Raw genomic sequence first — 22,162 nt, forward strand, 5'->3', positions numbered from 1 at the left:
CCTTTTGTTTGTTGGTTAATGAAAATTTCATTGGAAATAGTAAGGCTTGATGTTGGCTTGTGGTTTGGGGATTGGAGTTCCAGACAGGGACGCTTTCCGGAGGGCGTGGCTTGAGCCGCTTCCCTCACTTCGTTCAGTCCAGGGTCTCAAGGCGCACGCTGATCCTCCCGGAGTCGCCCTGTCTTCCACTCCAATCCCTACTTATAACTTGTTAAAGCAAACTGACATCATTAAATTTGTAAGTTGTTGTAGGTCACCGTGCCAAAATTCGTCTGTACCGCGCCATGCGCTCCCCTAAGCGCTTCTAACTTTAGTTTGTTAGGTGTTTGGCGATGACTACTTTTTGGATTTCGCTTGTGCCTTCGTAGATTTGGCATACTTTTGCGTCGCGGAAGTAGCGTTCTACTGGATAGTCTTTTGTGTAGCCGTAGCCGCCGAATACTTGGACGGCTTCTATGGAGTTGTCTACGGATGCTTGGGATGCGAATAGTTTGGCCATGGAGGCTTCTTTGCCGCATGGTTTGCCTTCTGAACGTAACCAAGCTGCGCGGTAGACTAGTAGTCGGGCCGCTTCTGTTGCGGTGGCCATGTCGGCTAGTTTGAATCCTACGCCTTGGTTGGCTGCGATGGGTTTGCCGAATTGTTCGCGTTCTTTTGCGTAGGCAACCGCGGCTTCTAGTGAGGCTTCTGCTATGCCTAGCGCTTGAGCGGCGATGCCGATTCGGCCGACGTCGAGGTTGGCCATGGCGATTTTAAAGCCGCCGCCTTCTTCACCTAGTCTATTTTCCACTGGTACTTTCATATTGTCGAAGCTGAGTGCGACGGTTCGAGAGCCGTGAAGGCCCATTTTCTTTTCGTCTTTACCTATAGATAATCCCGGTGTGTCTCGGTCGACGATGAATGCGGTGATGCCGTATGTTCCTTTTTCAGGAGCCGTGTTAGCAAATACGATGTAGACGTCCGCTTCCCCACCGTTTGTGATGAACATTTTGGAGCCGTTGATCACGTAGTGGTCGTCGACTCGCTTCGCTTTCGTTTTCAATGAACCTGCATCTGATCCGGATGCCATTTTCGGCAAGTAGCGTTTCTTTTGTTCTTCCGTACCGAAGTAAAGGATCGGATTCATTCCAACAGAAGTATGGACAGACAACACGACCCCCATGACAGCGCTGACTTTTGATAGTTCGTGAATCGCGATGATATATGACAGGAAGTCCATCTCTGAACCTCCATACTGTTCAGGCGCTGTAATTCCCATCAATCCAAGCTCGCCCATTTTCTCTAGTAGTTCACGCGGAAATTCTCCATCTTCCATCCGGGGAATCCAAGGTTCGATCTCGTTCTTTGCGAAATCACGAACCATTTGGCGCATCATTTGTTGTTCTTCTGTTAATGTAAAATCCATCCTCTTCACCTCTTGCTTTCAACTTAATTCCTTTATTCGTATGAATAGAAACCGCGTCCAGTTTTCTTGCCGTGCCAACCTGCTTTAACGTATTTACGCAGCAATGGGCATGGACGGTATTTCGAGTCGCCGAATCCTTCATACAATGTTTCCATAATGTAGAGACATGTGTCGAGTCCAATGAAATCTGCCAGTTGCAGAGGCCCCATCGGATGATTCATTCCCATTTTCATGACGTCGTCAATTGCTTCTTTCGTTGCGACACCTTCGTACAATGTAAAGATGGCCTCGTTAATCATCGGCATTAGCACACGGTTCGCAACAAATCCTGGTGCGTCATTCACTTCAACCGGTGTTTTGCTGAGCTTTTTCGTCATCTCTTCGACTGCTTCGTAGACATCATCATCTGTAGCAAGTCCACGGATGACTTCGACAAGCTGCATGACCGGTACCGGATTCATGAAGTGCATGCCGATCACTTTTCCTGGACGTTTAGTAGCTGCACCGATTTCCGTGATCGGTAACGAAGACGTGTTCGTTGCCAATATCGTGTGTTCCGGTGTGATTTCATCTAGCTCTGCAAAGATTTTTGTTTTAATTGCCATATTTTCAACTGCCGCTTCGATGACGATGTCGGCATCTTTGGCATTTTGCATATCCAGTGATTTCGTGAAACGACCAAGTACTGCTTCTTTTTCTTCCTCTGTCATACGTCCTTTTTCCACGTTGCGTTCTAAGTTTTTCGTGATGACCTTAAAACCTCGGTCGTATGCTTCTTCATTGATATCGTGCAGAGTTACTTGATAGCCTGCCTGGGCGCAAACTTGAGCAATCCCTCCGCCCATTTGCCCTGCCCCGATTACGAATACTTTTTCAATTGTCATCTGGAATGCCCCCGATCAGTTAGTTTTTGGTACTTCGATCATGATGGCATCGCCTTGGCCGCCACCTGAACAAATTGCTGCAATACCGATTCCACCACCGCGACGTTTTAGTTCATTCGCCAATGTCAGAACGACACGCGCTCCACTTGCACCGATCGGGTGACCGAGTGCGACCGCACCACCATTGACGTTCACTTTTTCTTCGTCCAATTCAGCGATTTGTGAACTTGCAAGCGCAACGACTGCGAATGCTTCATTGATTTCGTAAAGATCAATGTCGTCTGCCGTTTTACCTGTTTTCTCAAGTAACGCCTTGATGACATGACCTGGTGTTTCAGGGAAACGTTCCGGTTCAATTGCAACTTCCGCGTGACCTAGAATAACAGCAAGCGGTTCTTTGCCTTGCTTCTTCGCTTCATCTTCATTCATTAACACAACCGCACATGCACCATCGTTGATGCCGGGTGCGTTTCCAGCTGTGACACTTCCGTCTTTACCGAAAGCTGGGCGGAGCTTTGCCAACGCTTCGAGTGAACTACCTTTACGCGGGCCTTCATCTTCTGTCACGAGGATTGGATCACCTTTACGTTGTGGAATGCTGACTCCTACGATTTCTTCTGCGAATAGTCCTTTTTCCATCGCTTCAAGTGCACGTTCATGACTGCGTAATGACCATTTGTCCTGCGTTTCACGGCTTACTGTAAAGTCGTTAGCTGTACTGTTTCCGTATGTGCCCATGTGGACATTGCCTTCGGAGAATGAACACGTCAGTCCATCATAAATCATGCCGTCTACTAATGTGCTATCGCCCATTTTCAAGCCTGAACGGACATTTGCGTAATACGGTGCGTTGGTCATCGATTCCATACCGCCAGCGACGATCGTTGTCTCATCCCCAAGACGGATCAGCTGATCAGCGAGTGTGATACTGCGCATTCCAGAAGCGCATACTTTGTTGATCGTTTCAGTCTTGACACCGTATGGAATGCCGCCTTTAACAGCTGCTTGACGGGAAGGAATCTGGCCTTGCCCTGCTTGTAAAACAGTCCCCATGATGACTTCGTCTACTTGATCGCCTTGTACGCCAGCGCGTGCAAGCGCTTCCTTGATGGCAATACCGCCTAGATCGCTTGCTGTTTGTGTTTGCAATGCACCGCTTAATTTACCAAATGGTGTTCTAGCACCTTGTAATATCACTGTTCTCATTCCTCTATTCCCCCTAGTAGTTTACTGACTGAACGCTCGCTCGATATCTTACTACTAAATAAGAGGGCGTTTAGACCCTCTTATTAATAGTTTATTGAATTGTTAGCGTTTTAGATATCTTAATTGTACGGTATTTACACGAAATTCGCAATAATTTCAATCTTGTTTTCTATCGTCGGTTTCCGGTGTTTCATCCTCTGTTTCAACCGTTACAGCCAACTCAGGCTCCAGAATCCCTTCTTCCGACTCTACTATTTCTTCAGGTTCAGCGACTGTTTGGTATTCTCCAAAGATCGAGCGTTCCAATAGTTCAGCAATATCGTATGTGCCGACTTGTTCTTCGACTTCAACAGCTTTCGTTCCGTCAGACAACATCGTCAAGCAATACGGACAGCCAGATGAAATGATTCCTGGGCTAACTTCAAGCGCTTGTTCAGTACGTGCTACGTTGACGCGCTGACCCGTATCTTCTTCCATCCACATCATACCGCCACCCGCTCCACAACACATGCCGTCTTCACGGTTACGTTCCATTTCTACCAACTGTACGCCTGGAATTGCTTTAAGTATTTCTCTCGGCTGATCGTAGACGTCGTTATAGCGACCTAGGTAACAAGAGTCGTGGAATGTGATAACTTCATCAATTTCATATTTCGGTACTAGCTTGCCTGCCATGACCAGTTCGTGTAGCAACTCGGTATGGTGTTTAACGATGACTTTCAGTCCAAAATCTGGGTATTCATTTTTGAAGATATTGTATGCGTGCGGATCGATCGTAACAATTTTCGAGACGTTCGCTTTTTCAAATTCTGCGATATTTGCTGTTGCGAGCTCTTGGAATAAGAATTCATTCCCGAGACGACGTGGTGTGTCTCCCGAGTTCTTCTCTTTGTTACCAAGAATCGCGAAGCTTACCCCTGCTTCATTCAATAAATGTGCGAACGATAGAGCGATTTTCTGTGAGCGGTTATCAAACGCACCCATAGAACCAACCCATAGTAAGTATTCAAAGTCTTCTCCAGCTTTTTTCGCTTCCTTCACAGTCGGGATGTGCAAGTCTGGACGTGCATCTCTCCAGTTTTCTTTCTCTTTACGGTTAAGGCCCCATGGATTACCTTGACGTTCGATGTTGGTCATCGCACGCTGTGCATCTGGGTTCATCTTTCCTTCCGTCATAACAAGATAACGACGAAGATCAATAATTTTATCTACGTGTTCATTCATTACCGGGCATTGATCTTCACAGTTACGGCACGTCGTACATGCCCAAATTTCTTCTTCTGTGATGACGTCACCGATCAATGAAGGATTGTATAGTTCGTCCATTGTCATTCCTTCTGCCGTAGCAGCGAGTGCCAATTGATTTCCTTGTGAGTTTTTAAACATTAATTGAGGTACCCATGGCTGTTGCTTCGTCATGACAGCACCTGTGTTTGTTAAGTGATCACGTAGCTTCGTGATCAAGTCCATCGGTGACAGCATTTTACCTGTACCTGTTGCCGGACACATATTTGTACAACGTCCACATTCTACACATGCATAGAAGTCGATCATTTGCGCTTGTGTGAAGTCCGTGATCTTGCCTACACCAAGTGGCGGCATATCGTCTTCGTCTTCGATTTCTTCAAGCGCTTCAAAATCGATCGGCTTCAAACGTCCCGCGTGATCTAAACGGTGGAAATAAACATTTGCTGGACCCGCGATCAAGTGCGCGTGCTTGGATTGTGGTACATACACCAGGAACGTCAGCAATGTCAGTAAGTGTACCCACCAGCCAACAAAGAATATGGTAACGGCTACGCCTGTTGGAACAGCGCTGAATACAGTTGCGATGAGCGATGCCATAGGCTCTGTCCATGTAGTGCCTTCATTATGCCAAATCATGTTCGCCCCGTTAGCGACCAGTGTGGAAAGCATAAGTAGTCCAATAAATATGAGAACTAGACCGGATTTCCAACCGCGCTTTAGACGAACTAGTTTCTCCATGTAACGACGGTAGAATGCCCATACGACCGCTACTAAGATGACGAATACGACAATTTCCTGAAAGAATGTAAATGCCGGATACAACGGGCCAAGTGGTAGATGTGATCCTGGCTTTAAGCCTTTCCAAATCAGGTCAATTGCGCCGAATTGAACGAGTAGGAAGCCATAAAAGAACATGACGTGGATGGCCCCACTCTTTTTATCCTTCAATAGTTTCTTTTGTCCGAATACATACACCCAAATTTTCTTTAGACGCGCTTTGACGTCATTGTCGAATTCTTCTTTTCTCCCCAGTCGGATGAATTCGTAGCGAGTTTTTAATAGATATAGGAATAGACCAAAGCCGTATACAACAACTGCTACAAATAAAATCCAGTTTGCGATGAGTAGTATATTCATCTCTTATTCCCCTTCCATTTCTTCTACTTGAGATCCCCTTTAAGAAACCGCTTTCAATACTATTCTATATCTAGTGTAATAATGAATGATCATTCAGTCAACAGTTTTTAAAAGTTTATTTTTTATTTTCTTACTATGGTTGAAAGACCTTTTTGTCAAGCATTTTTTTATTTTTTGTGATTATTCTCTCACACAGTCCCGCTATTATAGGCTTTATCGTTATGTTACTTTAATTTACAAATTTATATAGGACCTGGAATCGTTCCAAATTAGCAAAATTATATTCTCTACACATCTAGCACATTATTATCTAGGATATTACAATACTCTATTTTCATTATATCTGAATATAGCAAATTTGACTATTTCATGATAACGTTTTCATAATGTGTTGCTAACATTGGAAAGGGGTTTTGTTATGTATCGATTGTATGCACGGTCAGTTCAAAAAGGACTCAAAGCAGGAATGAACTATTTACCTTGGCGAGAGCCTGAGCTGCTAGTCGGGCCTGGTAGTTTGGAAGGCCTTGCGGGGAAAGTGAAAAGTCTTGGAATTCATAGTGTGCTCATTATTACGGATCGCGACATCGCCAAGCTAGGTTTACTAGACGTCATGCTAGTTGGGCTCAATTCACTCGGCATCAAATACTTGGTGTATGACCAAACTGTCGCGAATCCCACGATAGTCAATATCGAAGAAGCGCGCGGTTTGTACGTAGCGAATGAATGCGAAGCGCTCATTGCGTTTGGTGGTGGATCTCCGATTGATTGTGCAAAAGCAGTAGGTGCAAGAATTGCGAGACCTGAGAAACAGATTCCCGAGTTGAAAGGTTTATTCCACGTGCGCAAGCAAATCCCTACGTTGTTCACGGTACCTACGACTGCGGGAACAGGAAGTGAAGCAACGCTTGCTGCAGTCGTGACGAATAGTGAGACGCTTGAGAAGTATGCGATCAATGATACGTCACTGATCCCCCACTACGCTGTACTCGATCCATTATTGACAATGAAATTGCCGCCAGCGATTACCGCCGCTACTGGAATGGATGCGTTAACGCATGCAGTGGAAGCGTATATTGGCAACAGTAATACGAATGAAACGTGGAATGATAGCCGTGAAGTAGTGCAACTCGTATTCTCAAATTTATATGAAGCCTATAGAAATGGAGATAATTTGACTGCGCGAACGAATATGCAATGGGCTTCTTATTTAGCAGGCAAAACATTTACAAGGGCGTATGTTGGAAATGTCCATGCGATTGCACACACGCTCGGCGGATTTTACAGCATGCCACACGGGTTAGCGAATGCGATTATTTTGCCACACGTGCTCGAGTATTACGGCAAAAGTGTATACGACCCCCTTTCCGAGTTGGCTGATTTAATTGGTATTACCAGCCATTCGGATACGAGGCAAATGAAGGCCGAGAAGTTTATCGAGGAAATTCGGGCGTTGAATCATGCGATGAATATCCCGGAGCAGGTGGATGGAATTATGGTTGAAGATATTCCGTTAATGGTCAAACGCGCCTTTGCAGAAGCGAATCCGTTGTATCCTGTACCGAAGATTTTGAGTAAGAGAGAGTTTACGGAGTTGTATGAGGTGATTCGGGTTTGATGTGGTTTGGGGATTGAGCGGATGCGGGGTTGGATAGAGCGGATGGGCGGATACATTGAGCGTTTTGGTCTGGAGAATGAGCGAATATGCGGACACTTTGAGCGCTTTAGCCTCGACATTGAGCGGATACGCTGATACATTGAGCGCTTTGGCCTCGGCAATGAGCGGACACGCAGACGCATTGATCGATTAAGCCTCGGCATTGAGCGAACACGCAGACACTTTGAGCGCTTTAGTCTCGACATTGAGCGGACACGCAGACACTTTGAGCGCTTTAGCCTCGACAATGAGCGGATACGCGGACACTTTGAGCGCTTTAGCCTCGACTTTGAGCGGATACGCAGATACATTGAGCGCTTTGGCCTCGACATTGAGCGGACACGCAGACACTTTGAGCGCTTTAGCCTCGACAATGAGCGGACACGCAGAAACATTGAACGCCACACCACGAAAAAACAAGGCCCCCTGGCACTACCAGGGGGGGCCTTGTTTACTCATAATTACTTATCTTTTTTCTCATTCGTGCGGAATACTTTTGCGCTGCGGACGTATTCATTGTCTGAAATGCCGAGTCGAGCGTTCACGATGCGTGCCGCTACGAATAGGTAGTCCGACAGACGGTTCAAGTAGCGTCCCACAACCGGCGATACGTCGTCTGCTGCGTTCATCAACGTGACGGTTACACGTTCGGCGCGGCGTGTGACGGTACGCGCGATGTGTAATGTTGCTGCAGCTGGTGAGCCGCCTGGCAGGATGAAGCGTTCTAGTTCAGGCGCTTCCTCCATTAGCTTATCGATTCGGTTTTCGAGAACTGTGACAGGTTCTTCGCCGAGCTTGTAATGACGCTCTTTCATAACGTTCGCTAAGTCGCCGCCACCATCGAATAATTCATTTTGAATTGTTTCAAGATCAGTTAGGATATCTGCAAACTTCTCTCCGTCAAGTTCGGTCATCGCTTTACCGATGAATGAATTCAGTTCATCGATCGTGCCGTATGCTTCGACGCGCAAATCGTCTTTCGCGACGCGTCCACCAATTAAACTAGTTGTTCCTTTATCGCCAGTCTTCGTATAGATTTTCATTTCACTTCACTCCTTTAATTGTTTGAGGAATACCATACCAAATTCTTGTAACAGTTGTTGCTTCTGCGAATAATTGCTGGTACAAACGGCCGCATCGATCGCGGAGTTCCCGTTGCTGTGCGTCAAGCGGTACAATGCCTCGCCCGATTTCCGTCAAAATGAAGACGGTGTTCGGTCCACTCATTTCGCGCACCGCGTTACCTGCTTCTATTTCTGTTATGTCTGTCGTCATCAGCCACTCGTGTAAATCGGTAATGATGAGTGTTTCACCGGGGTTAGCGGTTGCTGCTGTATCCATTGTACAGAAACATGCCGCCGTATCGCCAATCCAACGTCTCACATAGTCCGTTTTGCCGTTATAGGCACCTCCGATAAAGACGTGCATGGCTTCCCCTCCTTGAATTCTTTTTCGCTAGCCCATTCGAGTTGCCAAATGGAGCCGTTGGTTACGTCCCATTCCCAAAATGAACGTTGATCTTGGGTGAATGTATCGAGCACTACACGAATCACGCCGCCATGCGTCACGACGACTGCTTCATTCGGCAGTTCAGCTAATGCATTCAACACGCGTAACTTAACCTGCTGCAATGTTTCCCCATTGCGCGGTGGTGTGTTCCATGAATCGTCTAGCCAGTTGCGATAGTCGGGATCATTTTTCAACTGATCATACGTCTGTTCTTCAAAGTCTCCGAAATTACATTCCCGCCAGCGCGGATCGGCCGTAAAGTTGATTTGTGGAAAATAAATGGCCGCTGTTTGACGGGTTCTAATCAAATCACTTCCCACTACCTGTTGGACAGCTACTGGAAACTCAATGGCCTCGCCTTCTAAAGAAACCAATCCGCTATCCGTCCACCCACAATATATCTTCTGTGCATTCGCAGTCGTTTTTAAATGCCGAACGAGAAATATACGATAAGGACGAGCCATAATAGCACCTCCATTCCTTCAATGAACGCTCCACATAAATCCCCTGTGACACCGCCAAAATGTTTGATTGTCCAGTGATTATAAAGCCAGATGGCCAAGCACATGACGAGTAGCACGACGGGGAGTAATAAAATGGAACGGTATTGAATACTTAACAGAACAACCGTTACTATACTAATTATACTTACAGCAACTAGCATACGCCCGCGCAGGAAGTGTTGTTTGAAAAAGTGCGCAATGCCGCTTGGTTTCGCAGTTTTCGTTACTGTGTAATACCCTACTAAAGCGGTGCGGGAGAGAATCGGCACCGCCACGAGCAATGCCCAACCGTTTACAAACTGCAGAATTTCAATGAATAGACCGATTTTCAAACAGAGTAAAACGAGTAACGACAGCGTGCCGAATGAGCCGAGTCGCGGGTCATCCATAATGGTCAGGCGTTTTTCACGATCTTGATAAGAAAAGAATGCATCGCCAAGATCTGCAAAACCGTCTACATGCAAACCGCCAGTCGCAATGAGTCCTGCAAGCAAAATGAGTACCGCCGCAAGGAAACTATTGAAATCACTCGTGATATAGGCAACGCCCGCCAGCAGTAGACCGATTCCGCCACCGACGAACGGCAGCGCAATATACATGCCGGATACTTCTTTTTTCCCGAGCGGCAGTTCTTTATGAACAGGTAGCGATGTGAAAAATTGGAGCGCTAATAAAATGCTATTCATCTTCTCGCTCCTTTACGCCAAAATAGATTGAATTAACGGCCAGTCGATATGTCTCTTGACGTGAGCCGCCCATTGTTCGTAGACATCGACACCTTCCGTTGCAGGAAGCGTGATACGATCCATATCTTCTTCTGGAATTCCATGGTTTTCTAAGACAGGAATGACACCCGCAACCGGAATCCCCGTGTATTGTTCAATGAATTTCACGCCATCTTCGAAATAGGAAGCGTCACCGTAAAATTTATTAATAATAATCCCTTTGACACGCTGACGTCTCTCTTCTGAAAGAAGTTGAAGGGTGCCGACAATCGAGGCAAATGCACCGCCTTTAGAAATGTCTGCAACTAGTATGACAGGCACATCTGCCAGTTCCGCGACGCGCATATTCGTCAGTTCTCGGTCCATCAAATTTACTTCCGCGGTACTTCCCGCTCCCTCTATGATCAGTGTGTCGTAATGATTGGACAAATAATCGAGCGCTTGTTGAATCGTTTCAAGACCTTTGTCGAACCACTCTTCACGAAAAATCTGCCCGTCTACCGTTTCAAGCGGCACGCCCATCAATAGAACTTCGGCCTGCAAGTTTTCTTGCGGCTTCATCAAAATGGGATTCATTTCAGCGATCGGTTGAGTGCGAGCTGCTTGTGCCTGCTGGAATTGGGACCGACTGATTTCACGTCCGTCTGCTAGTGTTTCAGAGAAGCCGGACATGTTTTGTGATTTGAAAGGTGCTACACGAACGCCTTCATTCGCAAGCAGTCGGCATAACGCGGTGCAAATCATTGTTTTACCGACATCTGACGCCGTGCCAACGATCATTAATCCGTTCATAAATGTTCCCCTTTCCAGACGATTGGAATACCGTGATCCATTTCAATCGCGTGATCAGCAAATTCCACGATTTGTTGATGAAGCTTACCAATTGTTCGGCGGTAGATTTCCGTCTCCTCTTCGTATTGCGGCCACTCATCGAGGACTTCATTCGAAACAATGACTAAATGGGAGACGATTTCTTTCATTTGCTTAATCGTACGAAGTAATTTCCCCTGCTTTTGTTCTAAACATCCCAAACGCGAAACGCAAGGTGTACCTTCTTCGTATCCTTCATACATTTCATTCGCGAGCCACGTAGTGAGGCAATCCCATAAAACGAGATCGCCTGGCTTTAGAAACGGCATCACTTCATGGAGGTTTTTCGGTTGCTCGATTGTGTGCCAATTCGCATGTCGACGATCTTCTTTATGTTGATCAATCCGTTGCTTCATCTCTTCATCGGCTGCTACACCGGATGCGATATAGACATGGCGACCTGCTGGTTGATTCGTAAGCAGACGTTCTGCATAAGCACTTTTCCCACTGCGTGCACCGCCACTGATGAATGTTATTGTTGCTTGAACCATTGATCCATCGCCTCCCGCAGTGTAGCCATCATCGGTTTGGACTTCATGCCAATCCGTAACCAGTGCCCGTCCATCCCGCGGAAGTTTTCAGAGTGACGCAGGACGATGCCTTGTTTCAATAAATCTGTATACAGCTTCTTCGTATCTTGCAGAGGCTTCATGACGAGATAATTTGCCGAAGAATCGAGTACTTCACAGCCTTGCGAGCGCAAGAACTGCGCCATCTTTAAGCGCTCCGTTTGTGCATGCAAAATCGCCTGTTGACGATACGCTTCTTCCTGCAGACATAACACCCCGATTTCAGCAGCGAGTCCATTAACATGCCAGTGGGAAGCTCGTTGTTTAAGCGTTTTGATTCGTTCAGGGTGAGCGATTATATACCCGAGACGGATACCAGGTATCGCGTACATTTTCGTCATCGAGCGCACAATTAACAAGTTCGGATAGTTCGCGACTTGCGGAATAAAGGACTTTGATTCATCGACAAAATCGATGAACGCTTCGTCTAACACAACATCAGTCGAACTATTTTTAGCTGCTTCTATAATCGTTAGTAGCTCGTCCTTTGAAGGCAACAAGCCTGTCGGATTATTAGGTGTGCAAATATACAGCGCATCCGCTTCAGGTAATGCTTCTAGAATTTGGCGCATAGGTAATTGAAAACCTTCTGCTTCACTAGCTTGAAGCGATACGACCTCTGCGCCGTTCACTTCAAGCGTCGCGCGATATTCAGAAAACGTTGGGTCAATTAAGAGGACGCGTTTCCCTCGGTAGCTCCCTGCCAATAGAGATAGTATTTCTGCCGCACCGTTGCCAACAAGTACTTGTTGTTCGTCTACTTGATGAAAGAGCGAAACTGCCGAACGAAATGGCTGACCGTCTGGATCGGGATAGCTGTTGAGCGTCGAAATCAACGTAGGCCATGCTTCCACTACGGACGGTGGAGGTCCTGCCGGATTACAGTTTTCACTGAAATCGAGCACTTCATCAGGCATCCGAATATTCATTGATACATACAGTCGTTTGCTGTTGGCACCGTGTTCAGGCAATCGCATAGAAAATCCCTCCTAATACTGTGCCTAGTGACCAGAAAGTCCAAGACACGACTTGCATTTGGTACGTAGCGGAATGAATATGATCTTTATTCGCAATGACTGTTGGACCAAGTACCGCTCGTTCCGATACTACTCCCCGATATGTACTGCTGCCGCCTAACTGGATATTAAGTTGCCATGCAGTTGCTGCTTCGAGATAGCCGCTATTCGGGCTCATATGCTTTTTGGCATCGCCTAACCAGCCGCTAATCCGCTTTTTTAATGAATGTCCACCTTCATTCGGAGTGAACAATAGAATGAGCAATCCTGTAATTCTTGATGGTATCCAGTTAAAGAGATCATCCATACGAGCCGAAACTTTTCCGAATTCACGATAACGCTCATCTTTGTATCCGACCATAGAATCGAGTGTATTGACCGCTTTATACAACCACAAACCCGGTGCCCCGAGCAAGAATGCCCAAAATAATGGAGCTGTGATGCCGTCAGACGTATTTTCTGAAACCGTTTCAATCGTAGCGCGGGATATCGCACTTTCATCGAGCTTCTTCGTATCTCTGCCGACAATCCAACTTAGTTTCTCACGCGCTTCGTTCATGTCTCCTGACTTCAATGGATCATAGACTAACAAAGCCGCATCACGCAAACTCTTTTGCGCAAGTCCCGCCGCAATGAGTAGCGCTTCGATCGCGATGCCCGCTACTAGATGCAGACGATACGCGATACTAACGAGCCAGATGACGAGAAAAAACGTCGTCATGCAAATAACTACCCATAAAATCGCACCTTTTACTGTCCGCATACGGCCTTTATTCATTAGCTTCGTCAACTTACTAATCGTCGTACCTAGCCATTTGACTGGATGGGGCCAGTTAGGCGGATCACCAATGAGCCGGTCGAGCACCATACCGATGGCGATTGCTATGAAATGTGCGGGGATCATGTGTGCTCACCTACTGCTAATCGATACGAATGAATAGCCCGTACCGTACAGTCATAGACTCCTTTACCGATCAACTTCCCGAGTTGCGTGATCGGTCCGGCATACGGCAAGTATTCCCCTTGCTGTGTCGATGCGATCAACAAGCTGTCTGTCGAAGTACCTGTAGCGACCGTGCCGGATTCAGGATCCTTTACTTGCTCATCCTGCAATGCTTTCACTTTCGCTTCTGTTGCAGTAATCAATGCTTGGACGAAAGCTTCTTCACTTAATTCGCCGTTAATGAATACCCATGTGTTGATCGTCCCGATGTACGGAATATCTTCACGTTGCCAGGACTTCGAAACGTCCACTGCGTTTCCGACACCCGCCGTCACCGCCACGACAATCGAGCCAAATTCTCCTTCATACTCTTCTACTTCAACGTGCTCAGGACTAACTGCAGTCATCATCGCGACTGTATCTGTCAGATGATAACCAAGCGCTCGCAAGTATTCCGTGTTCTCGCGTTGGACATCATCGATCATATAATCCGCACGCACGCCTCGATTGACGAACGTCCGATACCAACCAAGTCCTGCATTATGGACAGCAGAAGAAATTGTCTTCAACGGTTGGCTTGATTGCAATAAGACATGATCTTCTTGAATCATTACGTCCGCTTTCTTTACACAAAACTGTTCTACCTTTTCTTGCAAGTTCGGCAATAGCGTCATTTGAGGCTTTGGCATTTCAGGATGGGGTTGCGTTTTGACACGCGCATTGTACACATGATGAATTTCTGACTCGAGTACAACGTCTTGCGGTACACCCATTGATGCTACTTCCCCATTCTTCAACAGCAGCAGGCGATCGCAATAAAGAGCGGCCAGATTGATGTCGTGAAATACTGAAATGACCGTGATCCCCTTCTGTCTCGCTTGATTGCGGATCGTATCGAGCAATTGCTGCTGATGCGCAATGTCTAGATGATTCGTTGGTTCATCCAATAATAAAATAGGTGCTTGCTGGGCGAGTGCCTGCGCAACGAATACGCGTTGTTGCTCGCCTCCAGATAATAATTCAATGGCGGTATTTTCATATCGCGTGACACCTGTATGGTTCATCGCTTCCTGCACCGCTTGCTCGTCCAGCTCCGACCAGCTCGAGAAAATCCCTGACTGATACGGATAACGACCGAGAGCGACGGTGTCTTTCACGCTATGGGAAAAAGCATGGGCATGAAGCTGTGGCAAGACGGCTACTTGCTGCGCGAATTGCTTTTGGCTATATGCGCCAGAAGGTTTTCCTGCAATCATTACCTTGCCGCTTTGTTTCGGCAAAATACCCGAAATGATTTTCAGTAAGGTTGACTTTCCGCTACCATTCGGCCCTAAAATCCCAAGAACTTCTCCTTTTTCAACGTGGAACGACACATTTCGCACAATCGGTTCTTTGCCGTAGCCTCCTGATAAGTTCTCCACTTGCAACATCTTCACATCGCTCCTTTTCTACGTTGTTTGTAAAAGATGTAAGCAAACACCGGAGCGCCAATGAATGCTGTAATGACGCCGACCGGTAATTCAGCCGGCGAAATAACCGTTCGTGCGACGAGATCGCAAATGATTAATAATGAGGCACCGTTGAATAATGATAACGGCAACACGTGACGGTGATCAGAACCCCATAGCATACGTGTCATATGAGGGACAACTAGGCCCACGAAGCCGATTGTCCCAGACACAGCAACAGCAGAACCGGTTAATACCGAACCGCCAAGCAAAATCATTAATTTACGCTGTTTGACATTGACCCCAAGATGATGCGCGCGTTCTTCACCGAATAATAAAGCGTTCAATTCGCGACGATTGAGCCACAGCATGAATGAGCCGATGATGAAAAACGGCAGTACCATTAGAATATAATTCCATCCGCGCATGGATACGCTACCAAGCAGCCAACCCACGATCTGACGGAGTTCTTCTTGCGTTAACGCGATCATCAGCGACAGCACGGAGCCAAGAAACGAACCGAAAATAATGCCTGTCAAAATAATCGTTTCCATTTTCATTGATCGATCGACGAGACGGGCAAAACCGATCACTAGAAACATCGTTACTGCGGCACCGATCATACTAAATACAGGTAAGGTGAATGCGCCAAGAACCGGTAGAGAAATACCAAAAAAGAGTGTGATCACGGCGCCGACAGAGGCACCGGATGACACTCCGAGGGTGTAAGGATCAGCTAATGGATTTTTCAACAGCCCTTGGAAAGCGGCTCCTGAAATAGCCAGTGAGGCACCGACGATTCCCGCCAGCAACACACGAGGCATACGGATCTTCCACAAAATATTACTTGCGGTCGCGTCCGATTGATTCCATAGCGTCTCTATTGGTATTTTCACTGTACCGATCGATACGCCGAGCCAGATTGCCACAAGCAACGTGGCAATCGACACGACATAGGCGAGAGCGGTTTTATTCACCGAATACCTCAGGATAGACTGCTTTTGCAAACAATTCTAATCCGTCAGCTAAACGTGGACCTGTACGGCTTGTAATATCTTCATCCAATTGAATGACTTGATCTTCTTTGATCGCAGTAACCGCATCGAACCCGTCACGAGTTTTAATGTTTTCTACGACGTTTGGAACATAACTATACATAGCCAAAATTACATCGGGATTTTCATCTACAATCTTTTCAGGACTGATCATAATCCAGCCTTCTTCTGTCACGATGTTTTCAGCGTTTATCATATCTAAAAATTGCTGTGGGAATGTTCCCTTCCCTGGCGTATAAATTTCAGGTGCATCGGAGTTTTCAACAAACACCCGCTTCTTGTCCGTGATGTCTGCTGCTTTCTTTTCAATATCCGCAACTTTTGTTTTCATATCTTCGACGATTTGATTCGCTTCCACATTTTTGTCCATGACTGCACCAATCAGTTCAATTGTTTCATATGTCTCGTCAAATGTCTCAGCATTTGGTACGACGATCACAGGGATGCCTGCGTCACGAATTTGATTCAATCCTTCTTCACTTGAACTCATCATCATTTCATGTGCAAATACTGCTTCCGGCTCCAATGAAATGACTTTTTCTACGTTGACCGTAAAGTCCCCTACTGTATCAAGCTCCGTTACTTCCTTAGGGTAGTCATCGTTTTCTGTTACTGCAATGACTTGATCTCCTGCATCAATACCGAATAAAATTTCCGTATTGCTTGGAACTAATGAGATTACAGTTTCCGGCGCTTGTTCAAATGTAAGTTCTTTGCCAGCCGCGTCTGTCAGGGTGTATGGATAACTCGTTGTATCCGTCGATTGTTGTTCTGTGTTTGTTTCTTCGCCAGCTTGTTTTTCATCTGCTGGTGTTTCTTCTTTTTTACTGTCACTTCCGCATGCTGCGAGTAGTAGTACCGCAAGCATTGCCGTCAGCATCAGTTGCAAAAACTTCTTCATGTGTGTTCCTCCTTTAATATGTGTGTTGCATTACGCAAGCCGCAGACATGAAAAAAACCTTCGATAGTTCGAAGGATTAGGTGGGATGAAATCAATACGTGATTTCTTCCACTGTACCTATCCTCGTAGGTTGCTGCGGAACTTCATTTTCTAAAAAGGCAGGTGACCTGGCTTGTGCATGGCACATACAGTGGCGGGACCGCATCGGATTTGAACCGATTTCGCTTTTCATCTCAAGTTTTGAGAACCTTTTTAGAAGATATGTAATTATGACTTATTATAGCGATAATAGCGTTGGTTGTACAGGGGATAGGAGGAGATTGAGTGGGGCATGGGAGTGAGGCTCCAGCAGGGGAACGCAGCGAAACGTTGCCTTTCCCTTTCCCATTCATAAAGAAAAAGCCAAGCAGTCGATCTGCTTGGCCATTTTTGATATATTACATTCTTTCAGGTGCTTGCACGCCAACTAATTTCAACGCGTTCGCAATCGTCGTTTTAGTCGCTGTGATCAAAGCCAAACGTGCTTCGGAAAGATCTTTATTTTCCGGATCAAGCACCTTGTTAGCATTATAGAAACTATGGAATGTAGCTGCTAGTTCCTGGATATATGTTGTTACACGATGCGGTGCGCGCATGCGTGCCGAGTCGCTGATTAGTTTCGGGAAGTCTCCGAGCTTCTTCAGTAGCTCGAGTTCTTTTTCATCTTGTAATAGCGTGACGTTCTCTGTTGACGCTTCTACGTTCTGTTCTTTTGCCTGACGTAAGATCGAGCAAATACGTGCGTGCGCGTATTGTGCGTAGTAGACAGGGTTTTCGTTGGATTTGGATACTGCCAAATCTAGATCGAAGTCCATTTGTGCGTCACCTGAGCGCATCGCGAAGAAATAACGTACAGCGTCTAGGCCGACTTCTTCTACGAGTTCACGCAGTGTGACTGCTTTGCCTGTCCGCTTGCTCATCTTGAATTTTTCTCCGTCTTTATAGAGTTGAACCATTTGTGCCACTTCTACTTCGAGCGTATCGCGGTCATAGCCAAGTGCTTGGATTGCCGCTTTCATACGTGGAATATATCCGTGGTGATCTGCTCCCCAAATATTGATCAGTTTATCGAATCCACGACTCAGTTTATCTTGGTGATATGCGATATCCGGTGTTAAGTATGTGAATGAACCGTCTTGTTTGATCAGTACACGGTCTTTGTCGTCGCCAAATGTAGTGGAGCGGAACCAAGTGGCACCGTCTTCTTCAAAGACATGGCCGTTTTCACGAAGTTTAGTAAGTGCGACTTCAATCTTGCCGTTGTTATATAGCGACGTTTCTGAGAACCAGTTGTCGAAATGAACGCGGAAGTCCGCCAAGTCTTTCTTCAGTTTATCCAGTTCGATATTCAAGCCGTGCTCACGGAAAAATGCAAGTCGCTCTTCTTCTGGAACATCGACATACTTGTCGCCGTATTGTTCGACCAGGTCTTTTGCGATCGTGATAATATCTGCACCACGATAGCCATCTTCAGGCATTTCTTTTTCCAGTCCAAGCGCTTCGAAATACCGAACGTCTATAGATAACGCCAAGTTGTTTATTTGATTACCTGCATCGTTGATATAGTATTCGCGCGCTACGTCATAGCCTGCTTTATCGAGAATATTACATAATGAATCGCCTAGCGAAGCTCCGCGTGCGTGCCCTAAGTGCAAGTCGCCTGTTGGGTTCGCTGAGACGAATTCAACTTGGATTTTTTGTTGTTGTCCACTGTCGGAACGTCCGTAGCCGGCTCCTTGATCAAGGACAGTCTTCACGATATCTCCAAGGCTGTCTGTTTTCAAGCGGATATTAAGGAAGCCAGGTCCAGCGATTTCAATGGAGTCAATTGCTGTGTTCGTCGTATCGAGGTGCTCCAAAATACTTTCCGCGATTGCCCGTGGTGGTTTTTTTGCTAGTTTCGTTAACTGCATGGCGATATTCGCTGCATAGTCGCCGTTCTCTTTACTTCTTGGTGATTCCAGTTTAATTTCCGGAATTTCTGCACCTTCGACTAATTGTGCTTTTTCAATCGCTTCGTGCAATGCTACTTTAATTTCATGTTGAATCTGCTCTACTGCATTCATTGTGTTACCTCCGAGTAGGTTATTGTCAAATGGTATTTCCCTAATAAACTTTCGTCTGAATGTAAGTCGTACGCTACTGTAAAGCGTCCTGGTACCCACTCCAGTTGATTGGTATGAACGGCTAAATCCATAACGGCAGGACCATTACCGTACGTACCGAAACGGACATCGTCCTGTCTGAAAGGCAATCGCATCTGTACGCCGCCCTTACGCATGATGAAGGCATCATCGGCATGTAATTTCACGGTCGTTCGGACTGATGGCACTCCTTCTGTTCGTTCTTCAAACAATAAGTAGGCCTGTCCTTTTTTCTCAATGAGTTCTCCAGTTGCCTGCATCGTATGCGTTTCTGCTTGCTGGTCTGGATGTTGAATAACGGAACGGAGCTGAACTTCCATTTTTGGCGCTTCCATTCGTTCACCGCCTTAAGTAAATAGATTCACTCATTATACACTTCTTCTGGCATTAGTTTCATTGTTACACATCTAAACTTTTCCTACGAACCGTTTAATCCGTCCATAACCGTACCATACTGTCAAAAGATACTGAATGGAACGGGATGTGATGCTCAATGAAACGTACCGATTATATAAAATCTACAAATCGTAAAAAATGGAAAAAGATCGTATTATCTCTGTCGATCACGTCAATAGCCGCAATCCTAACTGTCTTAATCGCCCTTCGAATATATGCTCAAGTACTTGGTGCCCCTTCATTGAGCGTACCAAAGGCTTCATTGTTCCTTGATCATAGTGGACATCAGATAGGGGATCATTTTTCACAACATCGACGTTATTGGATGAAGCTGTCTGATATGTCTCCTTATCTTTCGGATGCCTTCGTCGCAACCGAAGATAAGCAATTTTATTCGCATAATGGATTTGATTATAAACGGATTGCGGGTGCAGTTCTGAAGGATGTCAAAACGATGAGTAAGGCACAGGGAGCGAGTACGATTACTATGCAATATGCGCGAAATCTGTATTTGACGCACGAAAAGTCTTGGACACGGAAACTCCATGAGGCGCTGTTTGCCTATCGACTGGAAATCTTCTATGACAAGGATACGATTTTGGAAGGTTATTTAAATACCGTCTACTTCGGTCACGGAATGTACGGCGTGGAAGCGGCGAGCCGGTTTTATTTCTCCAAAGCCGCTAAAGACCTGACATTAGAGGAAGCGGCTACGATTGCGGCGATCGCAAAAGGCCCTTCCATTTATTCACCACTTGATCATCCTGAAAATTCACGTGACCGTCAATTGCTCGTACTGAATCAAATGGAGCGCTATGACTATATTTCTACTGAACAGAAAGAACGAGCAATAGAAGAGGAAATTGTACTCAAGACAGATAGTTGGAAAGATATGAAGCAAGTGGCACCTTACTTTTTGGATGCTGCGTGGCAACAAGCAGAAGACATTCTCGCTTCGAAAGGTCGAGCACCAGCGGAAGGTGGCTGGCAAATCCGCACGACGTTGAATCAACAGCACCAGCAAGCGGCGGAACAAGCAATTAAACAAGCAATGCCTGAAAATGATCTGCAAGTTGGATTCATTTCAATGGCCGCAGATACAGGTTTTGTTACGTCGATGATAGGCGGTGTGGATTTTGGCGATAGCTCCTTCAACCGGGTGACTCAAGCGAAACGTCAGCCAGGGTCTGCGATGAAGCCGATCCTCTATGCGGCAGCGCTGGAAAAAGGGATGAATCCTTTAACGTTCATGACAGCTGAAAAAACGCTGTTTACGTATGATGACGGTCGTTCGACATATGAGCCAAGTAATATTAACGGGGAGTTTGCGGCGAAGCCAATTTCATTGGCACAGGCGATTGCGATTTCGGATAATATTTATGCAGTCAAGACGCTTGAGCAAGTGGGTTACAAGCCGTACACGAAAATGGCGCAACGACTCGGTATCGACGTCACGTTTCCCGAATCGCCTGCAGTTGCTCTAGGAACTTCCGACTTGACGCTGTTTGAGATGACGACAGCGTATAATCGCATTGCGTCAGAAGGGAAACAGGTTGAGCCCCAAATGATTCTATCGATTACGGATGCGAACGGAAAACTGGTCTATGAGCACCCTTCGAAGAAACCGAAGCAAGCAATGTCGGAACAAGACGCGTTTGTGCTGACACATTTGATGACAGGGATGTTCGACCCCGTCTTTAATGATTATTTAACCTCTACGGGCCTATCCATGCGTCCGAAACAATCACGGCCTTATGCTGCGAAGTCCGGAACGACGATATGGGATCAGTATTTGATTGGATTCTCGCCCACATTAACAGCGGGAATTTGGACAGGGTTCGACCGTGGCAAGCAACTCGAGAATTTGGAAGATAAAACTGTCTCGAAAAAAGTCTGGATTGATTTTATGGAAGCGGCACATGAGGGTACAGCGCCACAACCATTCCTCCCCCCTTCTGGCGTGCAAGGTGTCATTGTAGATATCGAAACTGGCGGAATTGCAGTCAATGAATGTGCGAAGCAACGATTGATCTACGTGAAGGATAAAGACGTACCGCAGAAGTTATGTACGGATCGCTCGTTGAGAGAACAGCATTCGGGTGAAGAGGAAAATTCTAAAATGGAGTTATTCCCGTTTTCGTTTTTTGAGTGATTGGAGAGTTTTGGGTTATGAGCGGTTGGCTGCTGGCTTTGAGCGGATAGCCGAAGACTATGAGCGCTCGGATGCTGGTGTTGAGCGGATAGCTTCAAAGTATGAGCGGGTGTACGCTCGTATAGAGCGGATAGCCGGGATAATTGAGCGGATGACGGTCGCAATAGAGCGGATAGCAAAGTATGAGCGGTTTGCGGGCAGGATAGAGCGGGTAGCGTTGATGTATGAGCGGAATAGGCTCATGATAGAGCGGATAGCCGCTAACTATGAGCGCTCGGACACTCGCTTTGAGCGAATAGCCGTCGCAATAGAGCACTTAACGACAAAGTATGAGCGCCACAACTAGATTCCACCC

20 protein-coding genes and 1 riboswitch are annotated in these 22,162 nt (G+C 46.3%); of the genes, 2 read left to right on the plus strand and 18 right to left on the minus strand.

The window, feature by feature from the left end; all coding sequences use genetic code 11:
• Positions 1-310 precede the first annotated feature (310 nt).
• The 4 genes from H605_RS0106445 to H605_RS0106460 all read right to left on the minus strand — a co-directional run bounded on the left by H605_RS0106445 (position 311) and on the right by H605_RS0106460 (position 5,880).
• Positions 311-1,405: an acyl-CoA dehydrogenase gene (locus tag H605_RS0106445; RefSeq protein WP_029053476.1), complete on the minus strand. Its 1,095-nt coding sequence runs from the start codon at positions 1,403-1,405 to the stop codon at positions 311-313.
• Positions 1,406-1,437: 32 nt separating this feature from the next.
• Entirely contained in the window at positions 1,438-2,289 is an 852-nt protein-coding gene (locus H605_RS0106450; RefSeq protein ID WP_029053477.1) for a 3-hydroxybutyryl-CoA dehydrogenase, read from the minus strand.
• Between the two features lie 15 nt (positions 2,290-2,304).
• Positions 2,305-3,495, minus strand: a complete 1,191-nt coding sequence (locus tag H605_RS0106455) for an acetyl-CoA C-acetyltransferase (protein WP_029053478.1) — start codon at positions 3,493-3,495, stop codon at positions 2,305-2,307.
• Positions 3,496-3,651: 156 nt separating this feature from the next.
• Positions 3,652-5,880, minus strand: a complete 2,229-nt coding sequence (locus tag H605_RS0106460) for a (Fe-S)-binding protein (protein ID WP_029053479.1) — start codon at positions 5,878-5,880, stop codon at positions 3,652-3,654.
• 418 nt (positions 5,881-6,298) lie between these two features.
• Between H605_RS0106460 and H605_RS0106465 the strand changes: the two genes are divergently transcribed.
• Positions 6,299-7,498, plus strand: a complete 1,200-nt coding sequence (locus tag H605_RS0106465) for an iron-containing alcohol dehydrogenase (RefSeq protein ID WP_029053480.1) — start codon at positions 6,299-6,301, stop codon at positions 7,496-7,498.
• Positions 7,499-7,687: 189 nt separating this feature from the next.
• Here the strand turns inward: H605_RS0106465 and H605_RS0106470 are convergent, their stop codons facing one another.
• From H605_RS0106470 to H605_RS0106535, 14 genes are all read right to left on the minus strand, one after another.
• Positions 7,688-7,957: a hypothetical protein gene (locus H605_RS0106470; protein WP_029053481.1), complete on the minus strand. Its 270-nt coding sequence runs from the start codon at positions 7,955-7,957 to the stop codon at positions 7,688-7,690.
• A 41-nt stretch (positions 7,958-7,998) separates the two neighbouring features.
• The gene (locus tag H605_RS0106475) at positions 7,999-8,580 is read right to left on the minus strand and encodes a cob(I)yrinic acid a,c-diamide adenosyltransferase (RefSeq protein ID WP_029053482.1); all 582 of its coding nucleotides are present in this window, start codon (positions 8,578-8,580) and stop codon (positions 7,999-8,001) included.
• Between the two features lies 1 nt (position 8,581).
• Positions 8,582-8,965: a bifunctional adenosylcobinamide kinase/adenosylcobinamide-phosphate guanylyltransferase gene (locus H605_RS0106480; RefSeq protein ID WP_029053483.1), complete on the minus strand. Its 384-nt coding sequence runs from the start codon at positions 8,963-8,965 to the stop codon at positions 8,582-8,584.
• Positions 8,917-9,510, minus strand: coding sequence for a histidine phosphatase family protein (locus H605_RS0106485; RefSeq protein ID WP_029053484.1), 594 nt, complete (start codon positions 9,508-9,510; stop codon positions 8,917-8,919). Before H605_RS0106485 ends, H605_RS0106480 begins: the two co-directional genes overlap by 49 nt.
• Entirely contained in the window at positions 9,471-10,235 is a 765-nt protein-coding gene (cobS, locus tag H605_RS0106490) for an adenosylcobinamide-GDP ribazoletransferase (protein WP_029053485.1), read from the minus strand. The genes H605_RS0106485 and cobS overlap by 40 nt, the downstream gene beginning before the upstream one ends.
• 12 nt (positions 10,236-10,247) lie before the next feature.
• Positions 10,248-11,066 (minus strand): cobyric acid synthase, encoded by an 819-nt coding sequence (locus tag H605_RS17435; RefSeq protein WP_051210485.1) that lies wholly within the window; start codon positions 11,064-11,066, stop codon positions 10,248-10,250.
• A complete protein-coding gene (locus tag H605_RS0106500; protein WP_029053486.1) occupies positions 11,063-11,635 on the minus strand; it encodes a bifunctional adenosylcobinamide kinase/adenosylcobinamide-phosphate guanylyltransferase in 573 nt (190 codons plus the stop codon). Before H605_RS0106500 ends, H605_RS17435 begins: the two co-directional genes overlap by 4 nt.
• Positions 11,617-12,690, minus strand: coding sequence for a threonine-phosphate decarboxylase CobD (gene cobD, locus H605_RS0106505; RefSeq protein WP_029053487.1), 1,074 nt, complete (start codon positions 12,688-12,690; stop codon positions 11,617-11,619). Before cobD ends, H605_RS0106500 begins: the two co-directional genes overlap by 19 nt.
• On the minus strand, positions 12,677-13,630 hold the full coding sequence (gene cbiB / locus H605_RS0106510; protein ID WP_029053488.1) for an adenosylcobinamide-phosphate synthase CbiB: 954 nt from the start codon (positions 13,628-13,630) through the stop codon (positions 12,677-12,679). Before cbiB ends, cobD begins: the two co-directional genes overlap by 14 nt.
• Positions 13,630-15,102 (minus strand): adenosylcobinamide amidohydrolase, encoded by a 1,473-nt coding sequence (locus H605_RS0106515; RefSeq protein WP_029053489.1) that lies wholly within the window; start codon positions 15,100-15,102, stop codon positions 13,630-13,632. The genes cbiB and H605_RS0106515 overlap by 1 nt, the downstream gene beginning before the upstream one ends.
• A 2-nt stretch (positions 15,103-15,104) precedes the next feature.
• Positions 15,105-16,097 carry a FecCD family ABC transporter permease gene (locus tag H605_RS0106520; protein ID WP_029053490.1) on the minus strand — a complete coding sequence of 331 codons (993 nt, stop codon included), beginning with the start codon at positions 16,095-16,097 and terminating at the stop codon, positions 15,105-15,107.
• Positions 16,090-17,076 carry an ABC transporter substrate-binding protein gene (locus H605_RS0106525; RefSeq protein ID WP_029053491.1) on the minus strand — a complete coding sequence of 329 codons (987 nt, stop codon included), beginning with the start codon at positions 17,074-17,076 and terminating at the stop codon, positions 16,090-16,092. Before H605_RS0106525 ends, H605_RS0106520 begins: the two co-directional genes overlap by 8 nt.
• Before the next feature lie 140 nt (positions 17,077-17,216).
• A riboswitch (cobalamin riboswitch) is annotated at positions 17,217-17,343 on the minus strand.
• A 170-nt stretch (positions 17,344-17,513) separates the two neighbouring features.
• Positions 17,514-19,181: an arginine--tRNA ligase gene (gene argS / locus H605_RS0106530; RefSeq protein ID WP_029053492.1), complete on the minus strand. Its 1,668-nt coding sequence runs from the start codon at positions 19,179-19,181 to the stop codon at positions 17,514-17,516.
• Positions 19,178-19,594: a YwiB family protein gene (locus H605_RS0106535; RefSeq protein ID WP_029053493.1), complete on the minus strand. Its 417-nt coding sequence runs from the start codon at positions 19,592-19,594 to the stop codon at positions 19,178-19,180. Before H605_RS0106535 ends, argS begins: the two co-directional genes overlap by 4 nt.
• A gap of 158 nt (positions 19,595-19,752) precedes the next feature.
• Here H605_RS0106535 and H605_RS0106540 point away from each other — a divergent pair, with 158 nt between their 5' ends.
• Positions 19,753-21,807, plus strand: a complete 2,055-nt coding sequence (locus H605_RS0106540; protein ID WP_029053494.1) for a transglycosylase domain-containing protein — start codon at positions 19,753-19,755, stop codon at positions 21,805-21,807.
• Positions 21,808-22,162 lie beyond the last annotated feature (355 nt).

Origin of the sequence: Sporosarcina ureae DSM 2281, assembly GCF_000425545.1 — a bacterium.
Lineage (GTDB): Bacteria > Bacillota > Bacilli > Bacillales_A > Planococcaceae > Sporosarcina > Sporosarcina ureae.